The following is a 23,932-nucleotide window of genomic DNA, read 5'->3' as shown; positions in this document are numbered from 1 at the left end:
ACCACCCGTTCCGACGTCGGCTCGGAGCGTCTTTCGGCAGGTGCCCGGTACTCCGTCAGGACCGTCCCGGGTGGCGGGCGAACCTCGGGCGAATGATCGTTTCTTTGAGGGAGCCTGACGCGCACGGTAAAGAAGTGATCGAGAAATAGTCAGAAATGGAACCCCTGGGTTCGTTGTGCGCTCTCAAGAAGCGTCCGAACAAAAGGAATGCGTCTTTGGGGGACGCTAAACGATCTCAGGGGATTTCATGCGGGACCTCGACCGACGACGGGCCATGGGAGTGGGAGCGGGGGCGCTCGCGGCCTTCGGGCTCGCGGGATGCAGCACCGACGGGAAGGCGGCCGCCGCCGCCGACCGCGGGGGGAGGGAACCCGGGCCGACGAAGAGCCGCCCCGCCGCCCGACCGGCCCGGACCATCGGTGACGGTTCCACCTCGTACACCGGAAAGCAGCCGCACCAGCCGCCCGCGCCCGTTCCCCTGGAACCCGGCCAGACCCCGCCGCAGTTCGTGGTCTTCTCCTGGGACGGGGCCGGCGAAGTGGGCAACGGACTCTTTCCGCGCTTCCTCGACCTCGCCCGCGAGCACGATGCGCACATGACCTTCTTCCTCTCCGGGATCTATCTGCTGCCGGAAGCGAAGAAACGTTTGTACAAGCCGCCGAACAACGCCGTCGGGGCCTCCGACATCGGATACCTGAAGGACGAGAACATCCGGCTGACGCTGAAGTACGTCGACCGGGCCTGGCGCGAGGGCCACGAGATAGGCACCCACTTCAACGGCCACTTCTGCGCCGGCCGGGGCTCCGTCGCCCACTGGACCCCGGCCCAGTGGCGCAGCGAGATCCGACAGGCCAAGGACTTCGTCACCCGGTGGCGCACCCACACCGGCTGGGACGACATACCCCCGCTGCCCTTCGACTACGAGAAGGAACTGGTCGGCTCCCGCACCCCGTGCCTGCTCGGCCGGGACGCCCTGCTGCCCACCGCCCGCGCACTGGGCTGGCGCTACGACTCCTCCTCCCCGGGCGGCACCCAGCGCTGGCCGGACAAGCGGGGCGGCCTGTGGGACCTGCCGCTCCAGGCGATCCCCTTCCCCGGGCGCGGGTTCGAGGTCCTCTCCATGGACTACAACCTCATGGTCAACCAGTCCGGCAACGCCACCAACGGCCCCGTCCGGCACCGCGCCCGCTGGCGCGAACAGGCCACCGACGCCTTCCTCGCCGGCTTCCGCCGCGCCTACGAGACCAACCGCGCGCCCCTGTTCATCGGCAACCACTTCGAGCAGTGGAACGGCGGCATCTACATGGACGCCGTCGAGAACGCGGTGAAGCGCATCGCCGGCCGCAAGGACGTGCGCCTGGTCTCCTTCCGGCAACTCGTGGACTGGCTGGACGTCCAGCCGCCCGCCGTCCTCGACCGGCTGCGCGCCCTGGAGGTGGGCCAGCAGCCCGCCGGCGGCTGGCGCACCCACCTGGCGGGAACACCCGCCACCCCCTCCGCCACTCGGACGCCCGGCACCGGCCGCTGACCGGTCGGACGGGTTCCGCGCGGGGGCCGAAAACCCCCGCCGAGCAGGGCGGTCGACCTTCCCCGCACCCCGTCCGACATGGGCGTTCGACCCCTCCAGGGGGGTGCGGAAGATCCCCGAATCGGGCATGCGAAACTTTTCACATGAGTGCCGTCCGCCGTGCCCCGCAGAGCCCAGCCGCAGCACCCCGCACCCCCTTCCCGGGCGTTCGCCGTCGTCGCTCCGGGGCCGCCGTCCGAGGCACGGGCGGGCGCCGCGGCCGGGCCGCGGCGCTCACCGCCGTCACCGCCTCCGCCGCCCTGCTGCTCACCGCCTGCTCCTCCGGCGGCACCGCGGGAGGGGCCGGCGGCACCAACTTCGTGGCCGGAAAGGACGGCATCGCCACCCTGGCCGCCGACGAGCGCGGGCCCGCCCCGAAGATCGACGGCGAGACCCTGGAGGGCGAGCGGCTCGACCTCGCCGACCACCGGGGCAAGGTCGTCGTCCTCAACGTCTGGGGCTCCTGGTGCCCGCCCTGCCGGGCGGAGGCACCCTCCTTCCAGAAGGTGTCCAAGGAGACCAAGTCCCAGGGCGTCGAGTTCGTCGGCATCAACACCCGTGACACCAGCCAGGCCCCGGCGAAGGCGTTCGAGGAGAGCTTCGGCGTCACCTACCCGAGCCTGTACGACCCGATGGGCAAGCTGATGCTCCGCTTCCCCAAGGGCACCCTCAACCCGCAGGCCATCCCCTCCACGCTGGTGCTCGACCGGGAGGGCCGGGTCGCCGCCCGTGCGCTCACCCCGCTCAGCGAGGAGAAGCTGCGGAAGATGATCGACCCCGTGCTCGCGGAGAAGAAGTGACCCGGTGACCTCCTTCGCCACGGGTCCCCTCCTCGCCGTGGAGATCGCGGACCCCAACCAGACCGTCATGAGCGGCGCCCTGCTGCTCGCCCTGCCGATCGCCCTGCTCGCCGGGCTGGTCTCGTTCTTCTCGCCCTGCGTGCTCCCGCTGGTCCCCGGCTACCTCAGCTACGTCACCGGCATCGGCGGCACCGACCTGGCCGAGGCCAAGCGCGGCCGGATGGTCGCCGGGGCCTCGCTGTTCGTGCTGGGCTTCACCGCGGTGTTCGTCTCCGGCGGGGCCCTGTTCGGGTACTTCGGCCAGGACCTCCAGGCCCAACAGGAGGTCATCAACCGGATCCTCGGCGCCGTCATGGTGCTGATGGGCTTCTTCTTCATGGGCGGCATGCCCTGGCTGACCCGGCGCGAGTTCCGCTTCCACCGCAAGCCCGCCGCCGGGCTCGCCGGCGCCCCCCTGCTGGGCGCGATGTTCGGCGTCGGCTGGACGCCCTGCATGGGACCGGCACTGTCCGCCGTCACCACGCTCTCCCTCCAACAGGGCAGCGCCGGCCGCGGTGCCGTCCTGACCGTCGCGTACTGTCTCGGACTCGGGCTGCCCCTCGTCCTCGCCGCCGTGGCCTTCCGCAAGGCGATGGGCGCCTTCGACTGGGTCAAGCGGCACTACGTCTGGGTGATGCGGATCGGCGGCGTAATGATGATCGTGACCGGTCTGCTGATGCTGACGGGCGTCTGGAACCTCATGATCCAGCAGATGCAGGTGTGGTCGGACGGCTTCACGGTGGGGATCTGAACGGATGAGTGACACCAAGGCCAAGCCCGAGGCGCCCGGAGGCGACGACCTCCACGCCGCCGGCGCGCAGCTCAGCACGGCCCCCCGGGAGGAGGCGCCCAACCTCCCCGCGCTCGGGGTGATCGGCTGGGCCCGCTGGTTCTGGCGCCAGCTGACCTCGATGCGGGTGGCGCTGCTGCTGCTCCTGCTGCTGTCGCTGGCCGCCATCCCCGGCTCGTTGATCCCGCAGCGCGGCACCGACGACTTCCGGATCGACGACCTCCGCAAGGAGAGCCCGAACCTCGCGTCCTTCTACGACGCGGTGGGCCTGTTCAACGTGTACGGCTCGGTGTGGTTCTCCGCGATCTACATCCTGCTGTTCGTCTCGCTGATCGGCTGCATCGTCCCGCGCACCTGGCAGTTCGTCGGCCAGCTCCGCAGCCGCCCGCCGGGCGCGCCCAAGCGCCTCACCCGGCTGCCGGCGTACGCCACCTGGCGCACCGAGACCGACCCGGAGGAGGTCCGCGCGCTGGCGCTGGCGCTGCTGAAGAAGCGCCGGTTCCGGGCCCACCTCGTCGGAGACGCCGTCGCCGCCGAGAAGGGCTATCTGCGCGAGGCCGGCAACCTGGTCTTCCACGTGTCGCTGATCGTGATGCTGGTGGCCTTCGGCGCCGGCCAGCTGCTGCGCTACGAGGGCAACAAGCTGATCGTGCCGGGCGGCGGGTTCTCCAACACGATCCTCCACTACGACGACTTCAAGTCCGGCAACCTCTTCGTCCCGGACGACCTGACGCCCTTCAGCTTCCGGTTCGAGAAGTTCGAGGGCACCTACGAGCGCACCGGCCCCACCCGCGGCACCCCGACCACCTTCAAGGCGGACGTGGTCTACAGCGAGGGCGCCGACGGGCCCGAGAAGAAGGCGACCATCAAGGTCAACAAGCCGCTGGAGATCGACGGCGCCAAGGTGTACCTGGTCAGCCACGGCTACGCGCCCGTGGTGACGGTGCGCGATCCGAAGGGCAAGGTCGTCTTCCGGGAGCCGGTGCCGCTGCTGCCGCTGGACGCCAACGTCACCTCCTCCGGCGCCATCAAGGTGATGGACGGCTACCGGAACAAGAAGGGCGACAAGGAACAGCTCGGCTTCAACGCCTTCTTCGTGCCGACCTTCGCCGGCGCCGGCATGGGCCAGATGGTCTCCCAGTTCCCGGCCCTGGACTACCCGGTGATGGCCCTCTCCGCCTACCACGGCTCCCTCGGCGTCGACTCGGGCATCCCGCAGAGCGTCTACCAGCTGAACAAGAAGAAGATGAAGGAGTTCAAGGACGAGAACGGCGAGTTGTTCAAGCAGATGCTGCGGCCCGGCGAGACCATGAAGCTCCCCGGCGGCGCCGGCTCGATCACCTTCGAGGAGGAGATCCAGGAGTGGGCCGGGTTCCAGATCACCCGGGAGCCCGGCAGCGGCTGGGCCCTCGGCGGCTCCATCGCCGCGATCGTCGGCCTCGCCGGCTCGCTGTTCATCCAGCGCCGCCGGGTCTGGGTGCGGGCCGCCACCGGCCCGGACGGGGTGACCGTGGTGGAACTGGCCGGGCTCGGTCGCAGTGAGTCCGCGAAGGTCCCCGAGGAACTCGCCGAACTCACCGGGGCGCTGCACGACCGCGCGCCCACCGCCCCCGAACGCACCGACCCCCCAGCCGACGCCTCCGCCACCTCCCCCGCCGATCCTGCCGAAGGGGCCAACCCGTGATCCTCGCCGCGACCAACCACGACCTCGCCAGCACCAGCAACGTGCTGGTGTACTCGGCGATGGCCGTCTACACCCTGGCCTTCCTCACCTACATCGCCGAGTGGATCTTCGGCAGTCGCAGCAAGGTCGGCCGCACCGCCGCCTCGCTCACCACCACGGCGCGCTCCGCCGCCCCCGCCGTCACCGTGAAGTCCGCCGGCACCACCACGACCCTGGAGCGGCCGAAGGTCGTCACCCGGGTAGCCGCCGGCACCCGCGACGTGCCCGACGGCCCGGGCGCCGCGGGCGGCACGTACAAGGGCGACCTCTACGGGCGGATCGCGATCGCGCTCAGCATCGTCGGGTTCCTGGTGCACGCGGCCGGCGTGGTCACCCGCGCCCTCTCCGTGCAGCGCGCCCCCTGGGGCAACATGTACGAGTTCAACGTGACGTTCTCCTGCGTGGCCACCGGGGTGTACCTGGCGTTCCTGCTCGCGCGGCAGAAGGTGCGCTGGATCGGACTGCCGCTGACCACGGTCGTCCTGCTGGACCTCGGGGTGGCCGTCACCGTCCTGTACACCGAGAGCGCGCAGCTGGTGCCCGCCCTCCAGTCGTACTGGATGTGGATCCACGTCTCCACCGCCATCCTCTGCGGCGCCGTGTTCTACCTGGGCGCCGTGACGACGGTCCTGTACCTCGTCCGCGACTCGTACGAGAACAAGGTCGCCCTCGGCGGCCAGCCCGGCGCCTTCGCCCGGTCGGTGCTGGAGCGGCTGCCCGCCTCCGCCTCCCTCGACAAGTTCGCCTACCGGATCAACGCGGCCGTCTTCCCGCTCTGGACGTTCACCATCATCGCCGGCGCCATCTGGGCCGGTGACTCCTGGGGCCGCTACTGGGGCTGGGACCCCAAGGAGACCTGGGCCTTCATCACCTGGGTCGCCTACGCCTGCTACCTGCACGCCCGGGCCACCGCCGGCTGGAAGGGCCGCAAGGCCGCCTACCTGGCGCTGATCGCCTTCGGCTGCTGGCTGTTCAACTACTACGGCGTCAACATCTTCGTCACCAGCAAGCACTCGTACTCGGGCGTCTGACCCGCCTGACGCATCACCCGGAGCCGGCCCCGTGACCCAGGTCACGGGGCCGGCCCCGTCCGTGCGGGAACCCGGGGCCGACGCCCGGACAGGTGAGGGGACGTGGACACCAACACGCGGCGGCTGCGGGCCCGCGTACGGGAGGGGGACGCCGATGCCTTCGGCGAACTCTTCGACGCGTACGCCCGCTCCGTCTACAACCACGGGTTCCGGCTGACGGGCAACTGGGCCTCGGCCGAGGACGTCGTCTCACTGACCTTCCTGGAGGCTTGGCGACTGCGCTCCAAGATCGACCCCGAAGGCGGCTCCCTGCGGCCCTGGCTGCTGGGCGTCGCCACCAACGTCACCCGCAACACCCGGCGCACCGCCCGCCGGCACGCGGCGGCCGTCGCCCGGCTGCCGCGCGCCGAGGCGGTGCCCGACTTCGCCGACGAACTGGCCGACCGCATCGACGACGCCCGGCAACTCGCGCTGGTGCGGGCCGCCCTCGCCAAGCTGCGCCGCGCGGAGCGGGAGGTGCTGGCGCTGTGCGTGTGGTCGGGCCTCGACTACGCCTCCGCCGCTGCCGCCCTCGGGGTGCCGGTGGGGACCGTGCGGTCCCGGCTGTCGCGGGCCCGCAAGAAGCTCGCCGCGGCGGTCGGCGAGGTCCGCGCGGAAGTTCCCGCACTGCGGGAACCCCTCGTGCGCCACGGACAGATGAGAGGTGGCCGCGTCTCCGCGGCCGGGCCCACCCAGGAGGGGAACCGATGAGCGAACTTCCCGAGAAGGACCTTCCGCCGGGCCGTCACCGACTCCTCAAGGAGCATCTGATGACCGAGATCCGGCAGGAAACCCCGCGCGCCGAGCGCACCGCCCGTGCCCGTCGCCCCTGGCTGCGACCGGTGCTGGTCGGTGCGGCCGCCGCCGCCGTCGCCGGTGGGGTGCTGGTGGCGCTGCCGTCCGGTGCCGAGCGGAACACCGCGGTGAAGCACACCTCCGACGAGGCGGTGGCGCTGCTGGAGGACATCGCCCTGGCGACCGCCAAGCGGGACGCCCCGGAGATCCGCGACGACCAGTACGTGTACGTCAAGAGCAAGGTGGCCTACTCCTCGCAGCAGCTGACCGCCTCGGACCAGGAGCTGTCGAAGCCGAAGCTGGACCCGGTGCACGACCGCGAGGTGTGGTTCTCCGTCGACGGCAAGCGGCCCGGGCTGCTGGTCGAGGACAACCGCAACGGCCGCACCGAGTTGGAGGCAGAGAAGCCGGGCCTGGCCACCAACACCAGCTACCGCAACCTGACGACCCTGCCGACCGACCCCGAGGCCATGCTGAAGTGGCTCTACAAGAACCGGCAGGGCGACAACCAGAAGGACCACCAGGCGTTCATCACCTTCGGCGACCTGGTGCGCGAGTCCCTGGTGCCGCCGGCGCAGGGCGCCGCGCTCTACCGGGCCGCCGCCAAGCTGCCGGCCGTCGAGGTGGTCAAGGGCGTCAAGGACGCCGCGGGCCGCACCGGCGTCGCGGTGAGCCGGGAGGACGAGCACGGCCTCCAGACCCAGCTGATCTTCAACCCGAAGACCTTCGAGTACCTGGGCGAGCGCGTGGTGGCCACCCGCGAGACGGAGGACGGGCTGGAGGAGGGCGATGTGACGGGCACCGCCGCGGTCCTCGACCGGGAGGTCGTCGACAAGGTGGAGCAGCGCCCCTGACCCCTGAGGGGAGTCCCCCGGCGGTCGGTCGGAAGGGGGTTCGGAGCCGATGCGAGCGGCCCCGAACCCCCGTCCGGCCCCGCCGGGGCCGCGCGGTTACTTGCCCTTGCCGGGGGCGTCGCCGTCCGGGTCCTGGGTGTCCTCGTCGGTGGTGGGCTCCTGGGCGGCCCGGCGGCGGTTCTCCTCGCCGAGGGATTTGAGGAACTCGGGGTTGTCGTCGGGCGCCACCCACTGCGGGCGGCCGCCGCGCCCCCGCAGGCCCGGCCCGCCGCCGGCGCCCGCGCCCTTGCGGACCTTGCCCGCCGCGAACCAGGCGATCGGGCCGATGAGCACCTGACCGAAGAGCAGCACGATGATCACCCAGGCCACCTTGGGGAGGTGCTTGACCTCTTCCTCCGGCGTGTTCAGGCAGTCGATGAACGCGTAGATCCACAGCGCCAGGACGAGGAGGAACGGCAGGTACCTGAGCATGTGGCGAAATCCTCATCGAGCGGCGGAGGGCCGTGGTAACGGCCCCGGTGACGGGGCCAGGGTAACCGGTACCGGATACTGGACAGCATGGCTTACGACGATCTCCGGTCTCTGCTCAGGGCGCTCGAACGCGAAGGCGATCTCAAGAGGATCAAGGCGGAGGTCGATCCGTACCTGGAGGTCGGCGAGATCGTCGACCGGGTGCAGAAGGCCCAGGGCCCGGCCCTGCTCTTCGAGAACGTCAAGGGCTCGGCGATGCCGCTGGCGATGAACGTCTTCGGGACGGACCGCCGGCTGCTGAAGGCCCTGGGGCTGAAGTCGTACACGGAGATCACCGAGAAGATCGGCGGGCTGCTGAAGCCCGAGTTGCCCAACGGGTTCGTCGGGGTGCGGGAGGCGTTCGGCAAGCTGGGCGCGATGACCCACGTGCCGCCGCGGAAGGTCAAGGAGGGGCCCGTCCAGGAGGTCGTGCTGCACGGCGACGAGGTGGACCTCGACGCCCTGCCGGCCCTGTTCACCTGGCCGAAGGACGGCGGCTCCTTCTTCAACCTGGGCCTCACCCACACCAAGGACCCCGAGACCGGGGTGCGCAACCTGGGTCTGTACCGGCTCCAGCGGCACGACAAGCGCACCATCGGCATGCACTGGCAGATCCACAAGGACAGCCGCAACCACTACCAGGTGGCCGCCCGGCGCGGCGAACGGCTGCCCGTGGCCATCGCCTTCGGCTGTCCGCCGGCCGTGACGTACGCCTCCTCCGCGCCGCTGCCCGGCGACATCGACGAGTACCTGCTGGCCGGGTTCCTCCAGGGCAAGCGGGTGGAGATGGTCGACTGCAAGACGGTGCCGCTCCAGGTGCCCGCGCAGGCGGAGGTGGTGCTGGAGGGCTGGCTGGAGCCGGGGCGGATGCTGCCGGAGGGCCCCTTCGGCGACCACACCGGGTTCTACACTCCCCAGGAGGACTTCCCGGCCCTCACCATCGACTGCGTCACCATGCGCAGGCGCCCGCTGCTCCAGTCGATCGTGGTGGGCCGCCCGCCGACCGAGGACGGTCCGCTGGGCCGGGCCACCGAGCGGTTCTTCCTGCCGTTGCTGAAGATCGTCGTGCCGGACATCGTGGACTACCACCTGCCGGAGGCGGGCGTCTTCCACAACTGCGCGATCGTCGCGATCGACAAGAAGTACCCGAAGCACGCGCAGAAGGTCATGCACGCCATCTGGGGCGCCCACATGATGTCGCTGACCAAGCTGATCGTGGTGGTCGACGCCGACTGCGACGTCCACGACCTGGAGCAGGTCGCCTGGCGGGCGCTGGGCAACGTCGACTACTCCCGGGACATCAGCCTGGTGGAGGGCCCCGTCGACCACCTCGACCACGCCTCCTACCAGAAGTTCTGGGGCGGCAAGCTGGGGTTGGACGCCACCCGCAAGCTCCCCGAGGAGGGGTACACCCGCGACGGCGGCTGGCCCGAGATGGTCTCCTCCGACCCGGAGACCGCGGCCAAGGTCGACCGCCGTTGGAAGGAGTACGGGCTGTGAGCACCCCCGTGCGCACCCCCGGCCCGGGCGGGGACCGCTGATGTCGGCGGCCGGAGGCGTCCTCGACGGGCGCGGGCCCGCGGAGGTCGGTCGGGTCCGGGCGTTCCTGCGGTTGGTGATGATCGAGCACTCGGTCTTCGCGCTGCCGTTCGCGTACATGGCGGCGCTGACCGCGATGTACCAGCAGGGCGAGGGCGTGCAGTGGCTGACGCTGCTGCTGATCACGCTGGCGATGGTGGGGCTGCGGACCTTCGCGATGGCCGCCAACCGGATCATCGACCGCGAGGTCGACGCCCGCAATCCGCGCACCGCCGGCCGCGAACTGGTGACCGGCGCGGTGTCGGTGCGCTCCGCGTGGACCGGTGCGGCCGTCGCGCTGGTGGTGTTCCTCGGCGCGGCGGCCCTGCTCAACCCGCTCTGCCTGGCGCTGGCCCCGGTCGCCGTGGTGCCGATGGTGGTCTATCCGTACGGCAAGCGGTTCACCCACTTCCCGCACGCCATCCTGGGCCTGGCGCAGGCGATGGGCCCGATCGGCGCCTGGCTCGCCGTCACCGGGGCCTGGTCCTGGGACGCGGTGGTGCTGGGCCTGGCCGTCGGCATCTGGATCGGCGGCTTCGACCTGATCTACGCCTGCCAGGACGTGGAGTCGGACCGGGAGCAGGGCGTGCTGTCCTTCCCGGCCCGCTTCGGGGTGCCCGCCGCGCTCTGGGGCGCCCGGGTCTGCCACGCGGTGACCACGGCCCTGTTCGCCTGGTACGCGGTCCTCGTCGACGGCGGCCCCTTCCTCTGGCTGGGCCTGCTGCTGGTCGTGGTCGCCTTCGGCTACGAGCACCAAGTGGTCCGCCCGCACGACCTGTCCCGGCTGAACCGGGCGTTCTTCACGGTCAACGGGATCATCGGCATCGCCCTCTTCGGCTTCGCCCTGCTCGACCTGGTGGTGCGTGGGCTCACCCCGTAAGAGGGGAGGGGTCAGGCGGCGCGGCTGCGGCGGAAGAGGAAGGCCGCGAGGACGCCGCCGACCAGCCCGAACAGGTGGCCCTGCCAGCTGACCCCGGAGTCGGTGGGCAGCACGCCCCACAGCAGCGAGCCGTACAGCACCGCGACCACCACGCCGATCGCCAGGTCCCACAGCCGGCGGTCGACCAGCCCGCGCACCAGCAGGTAGCCCAGCAGGCCGAAGACCACGCCCGAGGCGCCGAGGGTGACCGTGTTCGGCGGGGAGGCCAGCCACACCCCCAGCCCGCTGACCACGATGATCGTCAGGACCACCCCGAGGAAGGTGCGCAGCCCCGCGGCGGCGGTGAGGAAGCCGAGGACCAGCAGCGGGACCGTGTTCGAGGCGAGGTGGTCCCAGCCGGCGTGCAGGAACGCCGCCGGGACCACGTCCCGCAGTTCGCCCCCGATCCGCGGGGTGATGCCGTAGGAGTCCAGGGAGTGACCGAGGGCCGTGTCCACGGCCTCCAGCACCCACAGGAAGGCCACCCACCACAGCATCAGCTTGGCGGCGGGCAGTGCACCGGCGTACGCCGGTTCGGTCTTGGGCGTGTCGACGGCCATGCGTACGACTCCTCCCCGTGCTTTCCGGTCGTCGTTCGGCCGCTCGGCTCCCGTGGACCGTCGTGCCGTCCCCCGGTGCGCGGCCCCTCGGAGGCTGCCCCGCCGGGCGCGTCCGTGCACGTGCAACGCCCCGGGCGGGCCGTGCGTTCCCGGTTCCCGCGGCGTGAGCCCACCGGGCGCGGGCGGCCGGAGGGCCGCCGGATAGGCTCGACGGTGTGGAGCAGCCAGAGAAGAGCAGCCGGCGCCCCTGGATCGTGGGGGTGTCGGGCGCGTCGGGCACGCCGTACGCGGCGTCCGTGCTGCGGGCGCTGCTCGCGGCGGGCGAGAGCGTCGACCTCGTGGTGTCGCGGGCCTCGCGGCTGACCCTGCTCGACGAGACGGGCCTCTCCTTCCGGGACGCCCACTGGCGCGACGACCTCACCCGGTGGTTGGCGCGCGGTGCGGACGGCAGCCCCGACGCCTTCGCGCCGCCGCCCCTGGACGACGTGCGGTACTGGGCGGCCGGGGACCTCGCGGCCGGTCCGTCCTCGGGCTCGTACCCGGCCCGCGGCATGATCGTGGTGCCGGCGTCCACGGCGTGCGTGGCAGGGGTGGCCCTGGGGCTCTCCAAGGACCTGCTCCAGCGGACCGCGAGCGTCACCCTGAAGGAGGGCCGGCCGCTGGTGGTCGCGGTGCGCGAGACCCCGCTGGCCGGGCAGACGCTCCGGCACCTGGTGGCGCTGGACGAGGCGGGTGCGGTGGTCCTCCCGGCGTCGCCCGCCTTCTACGCCGGGGCCCGCCACATCCAGGACCTGGTGGACTTCGTCGCCGGGCGGGCCCTGGACGCGGTGGGCGTACCGCACCGGCTGTACCGGCGCTGGGACGGGGAACTGGGGGCCGCTGCCCGTCCCGCCCCCGGCACCGCCTGAACGACCCCCTTCCGCGCCCCGGGCGGGCGCATCCCCCACCAGACGTCCAAGGGGCGAGATCGTAGGGTGTCCGGCGCACGCGCCTTCGATCCCAGACGTAAACTCGCGGGACTTCTGAATAATGAAAGGCTTTGGACCTATGGACGCTGTGGACAGGCAGCTCATCCAGGCCCTGCGCGAGAACGGCAGGGCCTCCTACGCCGAGCTGGGGCGCCTCGTGGGACTCTCCGGTCCCAGCGTGACCGACCGCATCAACCGGCTGGAGGCGGCCGGTGTGATCACCGGCTACCGGGCGACCGTGGACTCCGCCTCGCTGGGCCTCGGGGTCACCGCGCTGATCGGCATCTCGCTCTCCGACGCGGCCGACCACGAGGACGTGGCGCAGCGGCTGCGGGACCTCCACGAGATCGAGGACTGCTGGTTCATCGCGGGCGACGACTCGTTCATGCTGAAGGTCCGGGTCGGTGACGTGGACGGGCTGGAGAAGACGATCCGCCGGCTGTCCGGCACCAAGGGGGTCTCCCGCACCCGCACCACCATCGTGCTCTCCACCAAGTGGGAGAACCGTTCCGGGGACCTCCCCGAGGAGTTGTAGGGCCCGCGCGGCTACGGTGAACCGGTGGGAGTCGAGGCCGTGGCGAGCACGGCCGTCGGACGAGAGAGGCAAGGGCGGCAGGACATGGACGTCGGACTGAAGCGTGAACTGGAGGCGAAGGTCCTCGCCGGCGAGCGGCTGTCCCGCGAGGACGGGATCGCGCTGTACGGGTCCGACGACCTGGCCTGGTTGGGCGGTCTCGCGCACGAGGTGCGCACCCGCAAGAACGGTGACGTGGTCCACTTCAACGTCAACCGGCACCTCAACATGACCAATGTGTGCACCGCCTCGTGCGCGTACTGCTCCTTCCAGCGCAAGCCGGGGGAGAAGGACGCGTACACGATGCGCATCGAGGAGGCGGTGAAGCTCGCCACGGAGATGGAGTCGGAGAACCTCACCGAGCTCCACATCGTCAACGGGCTGCACCCCAGCCTGCCGTGGCGGTACTACCCGCGGTCGCTGCGGGCGCTGAAGGAGGCCCTGCCGAACGTCGGGCTGAAGGCGTTCACCGCGACGGAGATCCACCACTTCGAGACGATCTCCAAGCTGAGCGCGAGCGAGATCCTGGACGAGCTGATCGACGCCGGCCTGGAGTCGCTGACCGGCGGCGGGGCGGAGATCTTCGACTGGGAGGTGCGCCAGCACATCGTGGACCACCGCACCCACTGGGAGGACTGGTCCCGCATCCACCGGCTGGCCCACGAGAAGGGTCTGAAGACCCCCGCCACGATGCTGTACGGCCACATCGAGGAGCCCCGGCACCGGGTGGACCACGTGCTGCGGCTGCGCGAACTCCAGGACGAGACCGGCGGTTTCCAGGTCTTCATCCCGCTGCGCTACCAGCACGACTTCGTGGACGTGAAGGACGGCAAGGTCCGCAACCGGCTCCAGGAGCGGACCACGATGGCCACCGGCGCCGAGGCACTGAAGACCTTCGCGGTCTCCCGGCTGCTCTTCGACAACGTCCCGCACGTGAAGGTCTTCTGGGTGATGCACGGCCTGCACACCGCCCAGCTCGCCCTCCAGCACGGCGCCGACGACATGGACGGCTCGGTCGTCGAGTACAAGATCACCCATGACGCCGACGACTTCGGCACGCCGAACAAGCTGACCCGCGAGGACCTGCTGGAGCTGATCCGGGACGCCGGCTTCCGCCCGGTGGAGCGCAACACCCGCTACGAGGTCATCCGCGAGTACGACGGCCCGGACGCGGGGCGCCGGGAGTCCCCGCAGCCGATGCGGGTCTGAGTCCCGTCCCCGTCCCGTTTCCGTTCCCGTTCCCGTCCCGCCGGTTCGGGGCGGTCGGGCTCCGCGGCCCCCGTGCGCAGTCGAGCGTCGGGGGCCGCGCCCGTTCGCCGGCCGTCCGAGGCGCCCCCGGCGGTGGGCGAACCCCGCTGGGAGTAATAAGTAAGATTCATGAATGACCCTTACCTTTGAGCGTGATCCGGCCATGGACGACGCCCTGGCCGACGCCCTGGTGGACCTGTGGGTGGACGTGACCAACGCCGGCGGCGCGGTCGGCTTCCTCGCCCCCGTGGCCGCCGCCCAGATCCGGCCCGCGGTGGACGCCTACGCCGCCGCGCTCGCCGAAGGCCGCACCCGACTGCTGCTCGGCCGCGACGAACACGGCCGCCCGGCCGCCACCGCCTTCCTCTCCCTCGACTCCCACCCGCTGACCGCCCACTGGGCCTCGCTCTACACGGTGATGGTCCACCCCAAGCTCCAGGGCGGGGGCCGCGGGCGCGACCTCATGGCCGCCGCCGCCGACCTCGCCCGCGACACCCCCGGCATCGAAGCCGTCCGGCTCAGCTGCCGCGGCGGCCTCGGCCTCGAACGCTTCTACGCCTCCTGCGGCTACCGGGAGGTGGGCCGCGTCCCCGCCGCCGTCCGGGTCGCCCCCGGGGACGACCGCGACGAGGTCCTCATGCTGCTTCCGCTGCGCCGGTCGGGTTCCCGCGAGGGCCTCCCGGAGACCGCCGGGCGACCCGGCTGAGGGACGCGCCGCACGAGGTGCTTCACTGATATGCGCCCATTGTCGGAACGGAAGAGTCGGATCATGCTCCGCTACACACTGCTGCGCCTGGCGATCTTCGTGGGCTGCTTCGCGGCCGTCTGGGCCCTCGTCTACGCGGGCCTGCTCCCGCGCGGGCTCGGCGACTCCAACGGCCTGTGGGTCCTGCTGCTCGCCCTGGTGATCTCCGCGCCGATCAGCTTCGTCGCCCTGCGCAAGCAGCGGGACGCGGCCTCCGAGAACATCGTCACCCGCGTCGACCGTGCCAAGGTCGGGTTCGCCAAGTCCGCGAGCCAGGAGGACCACCTCCTCGACGCCGCCGAGGCGCCCGCCGCCCAGCCCGCGACCAGGACGACCGGTGGCCGCGCCCGCGCCCACACCCCCACCACGCCGACCCAGGGTTGATCCCGGGCCGGTCAATTCCACCCGGTCCCTGCCCCGGCAGGGCGTGAAGTACGTCTCAGAACGCTCCGGCGAACCGGCCGGCCCCTCGTCGAACGCGTGGGGCCGGCCGGTTCCATGTGGTGTGCGTGCACGGGGTGTTGGGGACCATCAAGGCATGGAACCGAGAGCGCGCCGCCCCGCTCCGGGGTCAAAGTGGGTCTTTGAGGACCTCAAAGTACAAGTGTTAGCGTGTGCGGCATGAAGTCCACCGCCGCGCGCCGCTCCGTCATGGGTCCGAGGCCCATGACCACCATGGGCCTCCCGCTCGTGGCGCGCCTGCACGTGGACCTGTGCCGCTGCCTCTCCGCGGCGTGTCGCACCCCCCTCGCGGTCTGTCGCCGCTTCTGACGCCCCCGCCGGACCCGACGGCCCCGTCCCAGGGCCCGTCCGGCACCCCGTGCGCACACCGGCACCGCACCGCCGGCGACCCGTCCCGTTCATCCGGACCCCCGGGTGCCCGTCCCCGGGCACCAGCGCACCCCCTCAGCCCGACCCCCCGTCCCCCTCACCCCCCAAGGGAGTGTGTCCCCCGTGTCCGTCCCCGCCACGAACACGCCGTCGCAGCCGGTCGCCCCGGCCAAGCGGCAGTTCCCGGTGCCCTTCTGGGCCCAGATACTCATCGGTCTCGTGCTCGGCGTGGCCCTGGGCTGGGCAGCCCGTCACTTCGACGTCTCGTGGCTGGTGACCACGCTGGAGAAAATCGGCGGCATCTTCGTCGGGCTGCTGAAGCTGGCCGTGGGCCCCCTGGTGTTCTTCGCCATCCTGGTGTCGATCACCAACCTCCGGAAGGTCAACAACGCCGCCCGGCTGGCCTCCCGCACCCTCCTCTGGTTCATGATCACCTCGCTGATCGCGGTGGCGATCGGCCTGTTCATCGGCCTGATCACCAACCCCGGCTCGGGCACCGGCCTGACCAGCAAGGACGGCGGCGAGCCGAAGGCCACCGGCTCCTGGATCGACTTCCTCACCGGCATCGTCCCGACCGACGTCATCACCCCGTTCACCGAGCTGAACGTCCTCCAGATCGTCTTCCTGGCCGCCGTCGCCGGCATCGCCGCCCTCAAGCTGGGCGACCGCGCCAAGCCGATCCTCAGCCTCAGCGAGGCCGTCCTCGAACTCCTCCAGAAGGCCCTGTGGTGGGTCATCCGGCTCGCCCCGCTCGGCACCGTCGGCCTCATCGGCTACGCCATCGCCACCTACGGCTGGGACCTGATCGGCGACTACGCCGTGTTCACCGCCGACGTGTACATCGGCTGCCTCCTGGTGCTGTTCGGCGTCTACCCGCTGCTGCTCGCCCTGGTCGCCAAGGTCAACCCGATCCAGTTCTTCAAGGGCGCCTGGCCCGCGATCCAGCTGGCCTTCGTCTCCCGCTCCTCGGTCGGCACCATGCCGCTCACCCAGCGGGTCACCGAGCGTCTCGGCGTCCCCAAGGAGTACGCGTCCTTCGCCGTCCCGTTCGGCGCCACCACCAAGATGGACGGCTGCGCCGCCATCTACCCGGCCATCGCCGCGATCTTCGTCGCCGAGATCTTCAAGGTCGACCTCAACGTCGGTGACTACATCCTGATCGCCTTCGTCTCGGTGGTCGGCTCCGCCGCCACCGCCGGCCTCACCGGCGCCACGGTCATGCTGACGCTGACCCTGTCCACCCTGGGCCTGCCCATGGAGGGCGTGGGCCTGCTGATCGCGATCGACCCGATCATCGACATGATCCGCACCGCCACCAACGTCGCCGGCCAGGCCCTCGTCCCGGTGATCGTCTCGGCCCGCGAGAAGATCCTCGACCACGACGCCTACGACAACGCCTCCGCGTCCCCGATCGACGCCGACGAGCCCGCCGCCCCGCGCGACGCGGTGCCGGTCCCGGCCGCGGGCTGACGCCCCCGCCGCTCCCGTCCGACCCGAAGGCCCCGCCAACTCCCCCCGGAGTCGCGGGGCCTTCGGCCTGCCGCACGGGGGAGCGCCGCGGAGCGGCCGGAAGGGGAGTGCGATGATGGCGCACGAGTAACCCCCGCCCGCCGCCGTCCGGCGGCCGGGCACCCGACCCCCCACCACGAGGACTGTGTGATGACCGTCGACCCCGCCGACAGCCCCGCGACCCTGTACGGGCCCGCCTCGGCCTTCCTGGGCGTGATCGGCGTCGTCTCCGCGGTGTTCGCGGGGTACATCGGGGCCGCCATCCCGGTGCTCGCCGGGGTCCTGGCGGTCACCTTCGGCCTCCTCGGCCTGGGGCGCGGACTCAGCCGCCCCGCCTGCCTGGTGGGGACCGTCGCCGGTGCGCTGAGCGTGCTCTACCCCCTGTTCCTGATGTCCCTCGTCACCGCCTGAGCCGGCGCCCCCCACCCGGGGGGCCCGCCGCGTTCCCGGCGGGGCGGTCACGGGCGTCCGCGCCGAATTTCCCTTGATCCACAGGGCCTTCGTCTCCGACAATTGACGCAGACCTGCCAGGCGGTCGGAGCACGTTGACACGTGTCCGCCGTCCGGCGACGCGCGCCCCGTCACCGGGGCGCACCACGTCCCGTCACGGGGCAACACGGGGAGAGGAACACACACATGAAGAAGTCCGGGGGGATGACCACCGTGCTGTCGGCGTCCACGCTCGCGCTCGTCGCGGGCGTGCTGCCGGCCTCGGCCGCGGACCGCACGCCCGCCGCCACGCCCACGGCCGCCGCCTCCTTCCTGGCCGCCGGCGCCCTCACCGACGTGTCGGGCGTCGCCGCGGACAGCGCCACCGGCCGGCAGTTGAAGGCCCAGGGCTTCGCCGTCATGAAGGCGCCGTCCGGCCGGACGGCCGTCGTCGACCGCTCCAGCGCCCACGAAGGCATCACCACGGCGACCGGCCCTTCCTTCGTGGAACTGTCCTGGAAGGGATACGCCGCGGACGCCCGCTACGTCGTCACCCGTGACGGCCGCCCGGTGGCACAACTGCCGCCCGGCGCGGTCTCGTTCCGCGACACGAACGTGCGGTCCGGCCGCGTCCACCACTACCAGGTCGCCCCGGTCCTGCCGGAGGGCGGCGACCCCCGGGCCCGACTGTGGGGGGTGAAGGCGTCCGTGCCCGCCTCCGGTTCCCTCACCGGCCTCCGCAAGCAGGCGTCCGCCCTGGCCGCCGCCGCGGGCACCGCCGCCACCTCCACCCTGACCTGGACCACCTTCATCCCGCAGGCGAAGGTGGCCGCCCCCACGGCCGGCTGCGACTACGGGCCCAACTTCCAGTTCGGCGGCGACGGCCGGTCGAACTTCGACTGGCGCTCCAGCAAGTACCGCACCTCGCTCAACGCCGTCGTCACCTGGCGTTCCAAGGCGGTGTCCGGTCACCAGAGCGTCGGCTCGACCACCGTCTACCGCAAGAGCAACGGCCGGAAGGTCGCGACCAAGACCGCCGGCACCGGAGGCATGAAGGTCAAGAAGCTCGGCTCCGGCGCCAACCACGTCGACATCCGGATGACCCTGCACGCCACCAACCCGTTCTGCCGCGGACTGGGCGGGGTGAAGGGCGCCATCAGCGGCGCGCTCACCATGAACCTCACCAAGAGCGGCAACTACGCCATCCGTTCGGGCAAGCACCGGCTCATGCCCAACCACCACATCTACCTCTACGACGGCGGCCGGGTCACCAACGTCTACACCCGCAAGTACGCCGACGCGCGCTGCCTGGTCGGCAGCATCGCCTGCGCGGAGGCCGACCTGACCGGCTACCGCGGGTCGTTCTGACCGCACCGGGGCCGGCCGTTCACGTCCCTCGCGACGTCAACGGCCGGCCCGGCACGTGCGTTACCGGGGACCGAGCCGGAGCACCAGCACGTCGTGGAGCGCTGCCCCGTCCCAGGGACGGGCCTCGCCCACCTTGCGGTAGCCCCAGGACCGGTACGCGGCCTGCGCGGCTCCGGCCTCGGGACGGGCGTTGAGGAGCACGCGCTCCTCGGCGGCCCCGTCGAGCACCGCACGGTGGAGGCGTGCGGCCACGCCGCCCCGACGCCAGGGCGCCCGCACCGCCAACTCGATCAGGCCGAAGGTGCGGCTCCCGTCCTCCCGCCGCAGGTCGACGGGGACCGGCGTGGTCAGCCGGTCCCACCAACCGGTGCGGGGCCCGAGCGGATACCCGTAGGCGATGCCCACGGGCGTGCCGTCGGCGGCCCGGGCGAGGGCCGCCCGGAACGTCGCCTTGCGCGTCTGGACCCCGAACCGCTGGGCGTTCGCCCGCACCTCGGCCGCCGTCTTCCGGTAGGGCGGCTCGGCGAAGGCCTCGGCGTACACGAGCGTGAACGCGTCGGCGGCGCGTGCCGCCCCCGCTCCGTCCAGCGGTTCGACGGTGACGTCCTCGGTGGGCTTCACGGCGCACTCCTCCTGGCCTCTCGAATACGGTCGGCCGATTCGTGTGCGGTGGAGTTCCCGACGATCCGTGCTGCCTGTTCGAAGGATCTCAGACGTTGCCACAGTCGGTTCGAGGAAACGTGGGTGGTCGCGGGAAGCACCTTGTCGATCTCATGACAGGCTTCCTCGACTTCCCCGGTGATGAGCAGGGCTTGGGCCAGTCGGGCTCGGTACCAGGCGGTGTTGCGTCGGTAGCCACCGCCGAGCCCGGCTACCGCAGACCGCAGAAAGGGCACCGCCCTCGTGAGCTTGCCTGCCTTGGTGTGGTAGGCGGCCATGGCATAGTCCACTTCGACAGGCCCGGCGAACCGGGCCCAATTGGGTGCATCGGAGTCGCTGTCCACATGTGCCTGGTAGGAGATCGCGCGATTCAGCGCCCGGCTCGCGCGCGTGAAGTCGGCCGCGCCGGTAGCGACTTTCGCCTCGCGCAGCGAGATCACCAAGCGGACCGTCGGGCCGGCGGCCACCTGTTGTGCGAGGGAGCTAGCGTGTTCGATCGCGGAGGAGGCTTCCCAGATGCGTGCCGTGTCGACTGAAAGGAGCGACAGAGTGTTGAGTGCGCGTACTTGGAGCAGTGGGTCGCCGACGAGTTGCGCGGTAGTCAGGGCTTCCATGCAGGTGTTGCGCGCTTCATCAGAGGGGCCACCGTCGTATCCGAACCAGGCTCGATGGCATGTGACTTCACACAGGACGGTCTGCAACTCTCGGCCAACTCGCCCTGTGTAGACGCCCTGGTTCAACATTCGAGTGACCGCGTTCCCGATGCGCAGGGCACGGTCCTTGGCCGATGTGCCGCCAGAAGAGTGGTCGACGGAGTAGAGATCGGCCAGGCGAAAACGGACATCCCGCACGTCGGTGGCGCCGACGCGAGTCCCCTGCCGGTCCGAGAGAAGTGCCGTCGCAGTCAGGCTCGAACGAGTGACGAATGTTCTGCGCTTCACCTCTTCATCGTCGTTGCCGGACGCCGAAAGCGCCATTCGATGAGCGGGCACCACGAAACCCATGTCCGAGAGCGGTAGCCCGAACATCACTTCGAGTACCTTCTGTTGCCCCGGGTGAGGCAGCGGAGGAGGGTCTTCTGTCTCCCACCGTCGCAACTGCCTGACGCTCGTTGTCGCGGTGACACCGAGACGAGTCGCCTCTCTGAGGAACTCAGCTACGAAGGACGCTTGCGTGAAGCCCGCTGCTTTCCGCAGCAGGCCGAGGCTGTGGGGACTCACCACTGGCATGCCCGCCCTTTCGCTTCAGCACCGGCGTTCACCTCAAAGTACTCAGTTGCCAGTGGGCGACGGCTCAAATGTCCGCCTAAAAGTCCGCTTCATCCGAGCTGATGTGACGACTGAAGGCGATGGAATGGTCACAGAGAGAGAAGGGAGCTGTTCTGTGACCAGGCGTTTCCGTCACATCGAGTGGACCTTGAAGCAGGTGGAGTCCCTGGGGATCAGGGCGCACGTGCAGTGCGTCTCCGGGACGCCGCCGTGCCGGGAGACCCCTCCGTCCGGGCTGGAGAACCGCACCCCGGAGGAGGCACTCGCCTGGGTGGAGGGCCACCTACGGGCGACCGGCCACCGCCGTTACGACCGGGTCCTGTTCGACACCGTCCAGTGGGACCCACCCCGGGACGTCGACCCGGGCACCCTGCCCGGCACCACCACCTGACCGAGCCGCTGCTCCATCGGGAACCGATCGACACCCGCCACCCTCATCCACGGGGAACCATGACCAACCGATCCATCGCCACCCGGCCGGGCCTGGGCGAACTCCGTACCGTGCTCGACGCCTTGGCAGCCCCTTCCGTTGACCTCCCCTGGTCCGAGGCGCGGCAGTTCGCGGGCCGCGCCGTCCCCCTGGTGTGGGAGGAGCTGAAGTCCACCGGCGCTTGGGACAAGCTCACCCCCGCCGACCGGGCCGCCCTGTACTGGGCCCTGGCCTCCGGCCACCGCCTCCACACCGGCCGTCCCCCCGAGCCGACCGACCGCCGGCCGGCTCTGACCGAACTGGTTCGGGACTGCGCGTACTTCGCCACCCACGGCGAACCACACCGCCCGGACCGCTGGCCCGAGGCCGAGGGGCGACACGAGCAACGCGAAGCCGCCCACCACCAACTGGCCTGGTTCCACGACCTCCGCCCCGCCTGGCGCGCCGAGGTCTTCCACGCCCTGGACGTCGACCCGTGTCCGGTCGCAGACCCGGGCCCGGCCGACTGGGCCCAACCGTCCTGCGTCTGGGACGCCCTCGCGGACGTCCAACGCCGCATCGGCCGCGAGGAGTCCCCGACCGGAGAGGACGGCGAAGCCGTCCAACGGTTCGCGTCCCTCCCGGAGGGCTGGCAGGTGGAGTGCCTGCGCCGCATCGGCCGAGGACGCCGGCCCCTGCCGACGATCACCGAAGCGGCCGAGGCCATCGACGTCCTTCCCCGATTCGGTGTCGCGCTGCGCCTCGCGCCCCCTCCCTGACGACTGCACGCGCCTCCCGCCCGTCAGGGAGCACCACGGCCCCTCCCGCACGGACGCAAAGCACCCCGGTGGACCGCACCAACGGTCCACCGGGGCTCACCGAACCAGCTTCCGAGGAGCTGACCCGACGTATGCGCGATCGTATCTCCCGTGCCCTGGTACGGATGCTCAACGTCTTCCCGTTGACCCGCCGCCCCCGCCCCGGCCGCCACACGTGCGCCCACCTCACACCCCCCGCGGCGCTCCCGCCCACGGTCATCTGCACGGCACGCCTCCCCGTCCCGCCCCACGTCCTGGCCCGCACCGCCCCGTCCCCCTGGGGTCACCGCGTCCCGCCCTACCTCCGCGACTGGATCGCCCGCCAGGAAGCGGATTGGGCTGAGCAACTCCCCGTGCGGACGACGGTCCCGTACTCCGCTGCCGACTCGCGCCCCCGGGTGGGAGTCTCCGCGTGATCCCCGAGGCCCTCACCGCGCCCCGCCCCGTTAACCGTGACGCCACCTGCTGCGCCTGCCACCGCCGCACCCTCGCGCCCCTCCCCGTCCGCGTCCCGCGACGCCCCGGCGGCAGCACCACGACCATAAACGCCTGCCCCCACTGCGCGGTGAGCCTCACCCCGGCCCCGATACGCGACGAACTCGACCCCCGCCCTGAACACCCTCGCCGCAGCGTCGGCTTTCGAGACGATCGGTGACGGGGCCAGCAGTTCGTGACCCGTGTGCGGTCGGGCGCCCGCACTTCCCCCGGTGCCGCGCGCCATGCGCGGCACCGGAAGTTTGCCCTCGTTCGGGTGGCGCCGCGGGGCTTTCGACGGACCGGGCAGGCGGGCCGCCGGATAGTGGGGCGACCGCCGGGCCACGTCCCCGGCCTCCTTGTCCCCACTGCGAAGCAGAGGTGTTCCGCCATGCCCACCACCGAGGCCGCCGCCCGCGCCCAACTCGTGTTCACCCTCTTCGATGCGGACGGCAACGGCTATCTCGAACCGACGGACTTCGACCTGATGGGCCGCCGGACGGTCGCGGCCCTGCCGACCGCCCGGGAGGAGGCCGGACAGGCGCTGCTCGACGCCTTCCGCGGATACGGCGCCACCCTGACCACGGAGTTGGACGTCGACGGCGACGGGCGGATCAGCCCGGAGGAGTTCGCCGCGGTCGTCCTCGACCCGCAGCGGTTCGACGCGGCCGTCGACGCGTTCGCGGTCGCCCTGTCGGCCATGGGCGACCCGGACGGCGACGGGCTGGTCGAGCGGCCCGACTTCCTCGCACTCATGATCGCCATCGGCTTCGCACCGGCCCACATCGAGGCGCTGTTCGACGCCTTCGGCCCGGTGGAGGGCGACCGGGTCCCCGTCGCCGTGTGGGCGGAGGGCATCCGGGACTACTACCGCCCCGACCGGGCGGGGATCGCGGGGGACCGCCTCGTCACGGGGTGACCGGGCCGCCCACAGCGGTGGGTATAGCGAACGCTATACCCACCGCTGTGGGCGGCGAGTGGGAAATCTTCCTGGTCAACGAGGTCCGCGACTGGATCGCAGACCTTGATGACCTTGCACATGCTCGGGTGGTGAAGGCGCTGGACGATCCCGGGTGGAAGGAGAACGATCGTGAGCGGCTACACGCGTGGGCAGGACATCCGTGCTGAGCATGTCGCCCGTGCCGGAGGCGAGGAGGCCGTGCGGGCGGGCAAGGAAGAGCTGCTCGCCGAGATGACCGGCCGCCGCCTCGCCGAGTTGCGGCGTGCGCGAGGACTGACCCAGCAGGAAGTGGCCGACCGCATGGGCGTCACCAAGGGGCGTGTGTCGCAGATCGAGCGGGGGCACGTCTCGGGACAGGACGTTCTTGCCCGCTTCGCGGTGGCCCTGGGCGGGCGGCTGCATCAGGCCATCCACTTCGACGATGGGGACATCGCAGCCATCGCCTGAGACCCGCCGGCGGCGGGC

The 23,932-nt window shown here is 71.3% G+C and carries 27 protein-coding genes; 23 read left to right on the top strand and 4 right to left on the bottom strand.

The window, feature by feature from the left end; translation table 11 throughout:
• Window positions 1-247 precede the first annotated feature (247 nt).
• The 7 genes from ACSMX9_RS10900 to ACSMX9_RS10870 all read left to right on the top strand — a co-directional run bounded on the left by ACSMX9_RS10900 (window position 248) and on the right by ACSMX9_RS10870 (window position 7,638).
• The gene (locus ACSMX9_RS10900; RefSeq protein WP_445401947.1) at window positions 248-1,528 is read left to right on the top strand and encodes a hypothetical protein; all 1,281 of its coding nucleotides are present in this window, start codon (window positions 248-250) and stop codon (window positions 1,526-1,528) included.
• 143 nt (window positions 1,529-1,671) lie between these two features.
• On the top strand, window positions 1,672-2,367 hold the full coding sequence (locus tag ACSMX9_RS10895; RefSeq protein WP_351246698.1) for a TlpA family protein disulfide reductase: 696 nt from the start codon (window positions 1,672-1,674) through the stop codon (window positions 2,365-2,367).
• 67 nt (window positions 2,368-2,434) lie between these two features.
• On the top strand, window positions 2,435-3,157 hold the full coding sequence (locus tag ACSMX9_RS10890) for a cytochrome c biogenesis CcdA family protein (protein ID WP_445402954.1): 723 nt from the start codon (window positions 2,435-2,437) through the stop codon (window positions 3,155-3,157).
• Between the two features lie 4 nt (window positions 3,158-3,161).
• On the top strand, window positions 3,162-4,880 hold the full coding sequence (resB, locus tag ACSMX9_RS10885) for a cytochrome c biogenesis protein ResB (RefSeq protein WP_445401945.1): 1,719 nt from the start codon (window positions 3,162-3,164) through the stop codon (window positions 4,878-4,880).
• Window positions 4,881-4,939: 59 nt separating this feature from the next.
• On the top strand, window positions 4,940-5,950 hold the full coding sequence (gene ccsB / locus ACSMX9_RS10880; RefSeq protein ID WP_445402953.1) for a c-type cytochrome biogenesis protein CcsB: 1,011 nt from the start codon (window positions 4,940-4,942) through the stop codon (window positions 5,948-5,950).
• A 102-nt stretch (window positions 5,951-6,052) separates the two neighbouring features.
• The gene (locus ACSMX9_RS10875) at window positions 6,053-6,700 is read left to right on the top strand and encodes an RNA polymerase sigma factor (protein ID WP_445401943.1); all 648 of its coding nucleotides are present in this window, start codon (window positions 6,053-6,055) and stop codon (window positions 6,698-6,700) included.
• Window positions 6,697-7,638, top strand: coding sequence for a CU044_5270 family protein (locus ACSMX9_RS10870; protein ID WP_445401941.1), 942 nt, complete (start codon window positions 6,697-6,699; stop codon window positions 7,636-7,638). The genes ACSMX9_RS10875 and ACSMX9_RS10870 overlap by 4 nt, the downstream gene beginning before the upstream one ends.
• A gap of 96 nt (window positions 7,639-7,734) precedes the next feature.
• Here the strand turns inward: ACSMX9_RS10870 and ACSMX9_RS10865 are convergent, their stop codons facing one another.
• The gene (locus tag ACSMX9_RS10865; protein ID WP_445401939.1) at window positions 7,735-8,109 is read right to left on the bottom strand and encodes a PLD nuclease N-terminal domain-containing protein; all 375 of its coding nucleotides are present in this window, start codon (window positions 8,107-8,109) and stop codon (window positions 7,735-7,737) included.
• 87 nt (window positions 8,110-8,196) lie between these two features.
• Here ACSMX9_RS10865 and ACSMX9_RS10860 point away from each other — a divergent pair, with 87 nt between their 5' ends.
• On the top strand, window positions 8,197-9,648 hold the full coding sequence (locus tag ACSMX9_RS10860; RefSeq protein WP_445401937.1) for a menaquinone biosynthesis decarboxylase: 1,452 nt from the start codon (window positions 8,197-8,199) through the stop codon (window positions 9,646-9,648).
• Between the two features lie 40 nt (window positions 9,649-9,688).
• The gene (gene mqnP / locus ACSMX9_RS10855; RefSeq protein WP_445401935.1) at window positions 9,689-10,606 is read left to right on the top strand and encodes a menaquinone biosynthesis prenyltransferase MqnP; all 918 of its coding nucleotides are present in this window, start codon (window positions 9,689-9,691) and stop codon (window positions 10,604-10,606) included.
• 11 nt (window positions 10,607-10,617) lie between these two features.
• Here mqnP and ACSMX9_RS10850 read toward each other — a convergent pair whose 3' ends face one another.
• A complete protein-coding gene (locus tag ACSMX9_RS10850; protein WP_445401933.1) occupies window positions 10,618-11,205 on the bottom strand; it encodes a rhomboid family intramembrane serine protease in 588 nt (195 codons plus the stop codon).
• 215 nt (window positions 11,206-11,420) lie between these two features.
• Here ACSMX9_RS10850 and ACSMX9_RS10845 point away from each other — a divergent pair, with 215 nt between their 5' ends.
• The 9 genes from ACSMX9_RS10845 (at window position 11,421) to ACSMX9_RS10805 (ending at window position 18,877) form a co-directional block, all read left to right on the top strand.
• Window positions 11,421-12,113 (top strand): UbiX family flavin prenyltransferase, encoded by a 693-nt coding sequence (locus tag ACSMX9_RS10845; protein WP_445401931.1) that lies wholly within the window; start codon window positions 11,421-11,423, stop codon window positions 12,111-12,113.
• A gap of 139 nt (window positions 12,114-12,252) precedes the next feature.
• Entirely contained in the window at window positions 12,253-12,708 is a 456-nt protein-coding gene (locus ACSMX9_RS10840) for an Lrp/AsnC family transcriptional regulator (RefSeq protein ID WP_351246659.1), read from the top strand.
• 84 nt (window positions 12,709-12,792) lie between these two features.
• Window positions 12,793-13,956: an aminofutalosine synthase MqnE gene (gene mqnE / locus ACSMX9_RS10835; protein WP_351246657.1), complete on the top strand. Its 1,164-nt coding sequence runs from the start codon at window positions 12,793-12,795 to the stop codon at window positions 13,954-13,956.
• 172 nt (window positions 13,957-14,128) lie between these two features.
• Window positions 14,129-14,701 (top strand): GNAT family N-acetyltransferase, encoded by a 573-nt coding sequence (locus ACSMX9_RS10830; RefSeq protein ID WP_445401929.1) that lies wholly within the window; start codon window positions 14,129-14,131, stop codon window positions 14,699-14,701.
• Between the two features lie 63 nt (window positions 14,702-14,764).
• Window positions 14,765-15,124 (top strand): DUF4229 domain-containing protein, encoded by a 360-nt coding sequence (locus tag ACSMX9_RS10825; RefSeq protein ID WP_445401927.1) that lies wholly within the window; start codon window positions 14,765-14,767, stop codon window positions 15,122-15,124.
• Between the two features lie 237 nt (window positions 15,125-15,361).
• A complete protein-coding gene (locus tag ACSMX9_RS10820) occupies window positions 15,362-15,511 on the top strand; it encodes a hypothetical protein (protein ID WP_351246746.1) in 150 nt (49 codons plus the stop codon).
• A gap of 183 nt (window positions 15,512-15,694) precedes the next feature.
• Window positions 15,695-17,041, top strand: coding sequence for a dicarboxylate/amino acid:cation symporter (locus ACSMX9_RS10815; RefSeq protein WP_445401925.1), 1,347 nt, complete (start codon window positions 15,695-15,697; stop codon window positions 17,039-17,041).
• 189 nt (window positions 17,042-17,230) lie between these two features.
• Window positions 17,231-17,491, top strand: coding sequence for a hypothetical protein (locus ACSMX9_RS10810; RefSeq protein WP_445401923.1), 261 nt, complete (start codon window positions 17,231-17,233; stop codon window positions 17,489-17,491).
• A gap of 225 nt (window positions 17,492-17,716) precedes the next feature.
• The gene (locus ACSMX9_RS10805; protein ID WP_445401921.1) at window positions 17,717-18,877 is read left to right on the top strand and encodes a hypothetical protein; all 1,161 of its coding nucleotides are present in this window, start codon (window positions 17,717-17,719) and stop codon (window positions 18,875-18,877) included.
• A gap of 60 nt (window positions 18,878-18,937) precedes the next feature.
• On the opposite strand, the gene ACSMX9_RS10800 is transcribed toward ACSMX9_RS10805, so the two are convergent.
• Together ACSMX9_RS10800 and ACSMX9_RS10795 are read right to left on the bottom strand one after the other, a co-directional pair.
• Complete coding sequence (locus ACSMX9_RS10800) at window positions 18,938-19,498, bottom strand: GNAT family N-acetyltransferase (protein ID WP_445401919.1); 561 nt, start codon at window positions 19,496-19,498, stop codon at window positions 18,938-18,940.
• Complete coding sequence (locus ACSMX9_RS10795; protein WP_445401917.1) at window positions 19,495-20,565, bottom strand: hypothetical protein; 1,071 nt, start codon at window positions 20,563-20,565, stop codon at window positions 19,495-19,497. Before ACSMX9_RS10795 ends, ACSMX9_RS10800 begins: the two co-directional genes overlap by 4 nt.
• A 355-nt stretch (window positions 20,566-20,920) precedes the next feature.
• Between ACSMX9_RS10795 and ACSMX9_RS10790 the strand changes: the two genes are divergently transcribed.
• From ACSMX9_RS10790 to ACSMX9_RS10770, 5 genes are all read left to right on the top strand, one after another.
• Window positions 20,921-21,196, top strand: a complete 276-nt coding sequence (locus ACSMX9_RS10790) for a hypothetical protein (RefSeq protein ID WP_351246643.1) — start codon at window positions 20,921-20,923, stop codon at window positions 21,194-21,196.
• Between the two features lie 59 nt (window positions 21,197-21,255).
• Window positions 21,256-21,993: a hypothetical protein gene (locus ACSMX9_RS10785; protein ID WP_445401915.1), complete on the top strand. Its 738-nt coding sequence runs from the start codon at window positions 21,256-21,258 to the stop codon at window positions 21,991-21,993.
• Between the two features lie 131 nt (window positions 21,994-22,124).
• Entirely contained in the window at window positions 22,125-22,448 is a 324-nt protein-coding gene (locus ACSMX9_RS10780; RefSeq protein WP_445401913.1) for a hypothetical protein, read from the top strand.
• A 449-nt stretch (window positions 22,449-22,897) separates the two neighbouring features.
• Window positions 22,898-23,425, top strand: coding sequence for an EF-hand domain-containing protein (locus ACSMX9_RS10775; RefSeq protein ID WP_445401911.1), 528 nt, complete (start codon window positions 22,898-22,900; stop codon window positions 23,423-23,425).
• Between the two features lie 171 nt (window positions 23,426-23,596).
• A complete protein-coding gene (locus ACSMX9_RS10770; RefSeq protein WP_445401909.1) occupies window positions 23,597-23,914 on the top strand; it encodes a helix-turn-helix domain-containing protein in 318 nt (105 codons plus the stop codon).
• The last annotated feature ends 18 nt before the right edge of the window (window positions 23,915-23,932 follow it).

Source organism: Streptomyces sp. LE64 (genome assembly GCF_052606915.1).
Note: the sequence above shows the minus strand (reverse complement) of the source record. Positions and strands in the feature narration are given on the sequence as shown.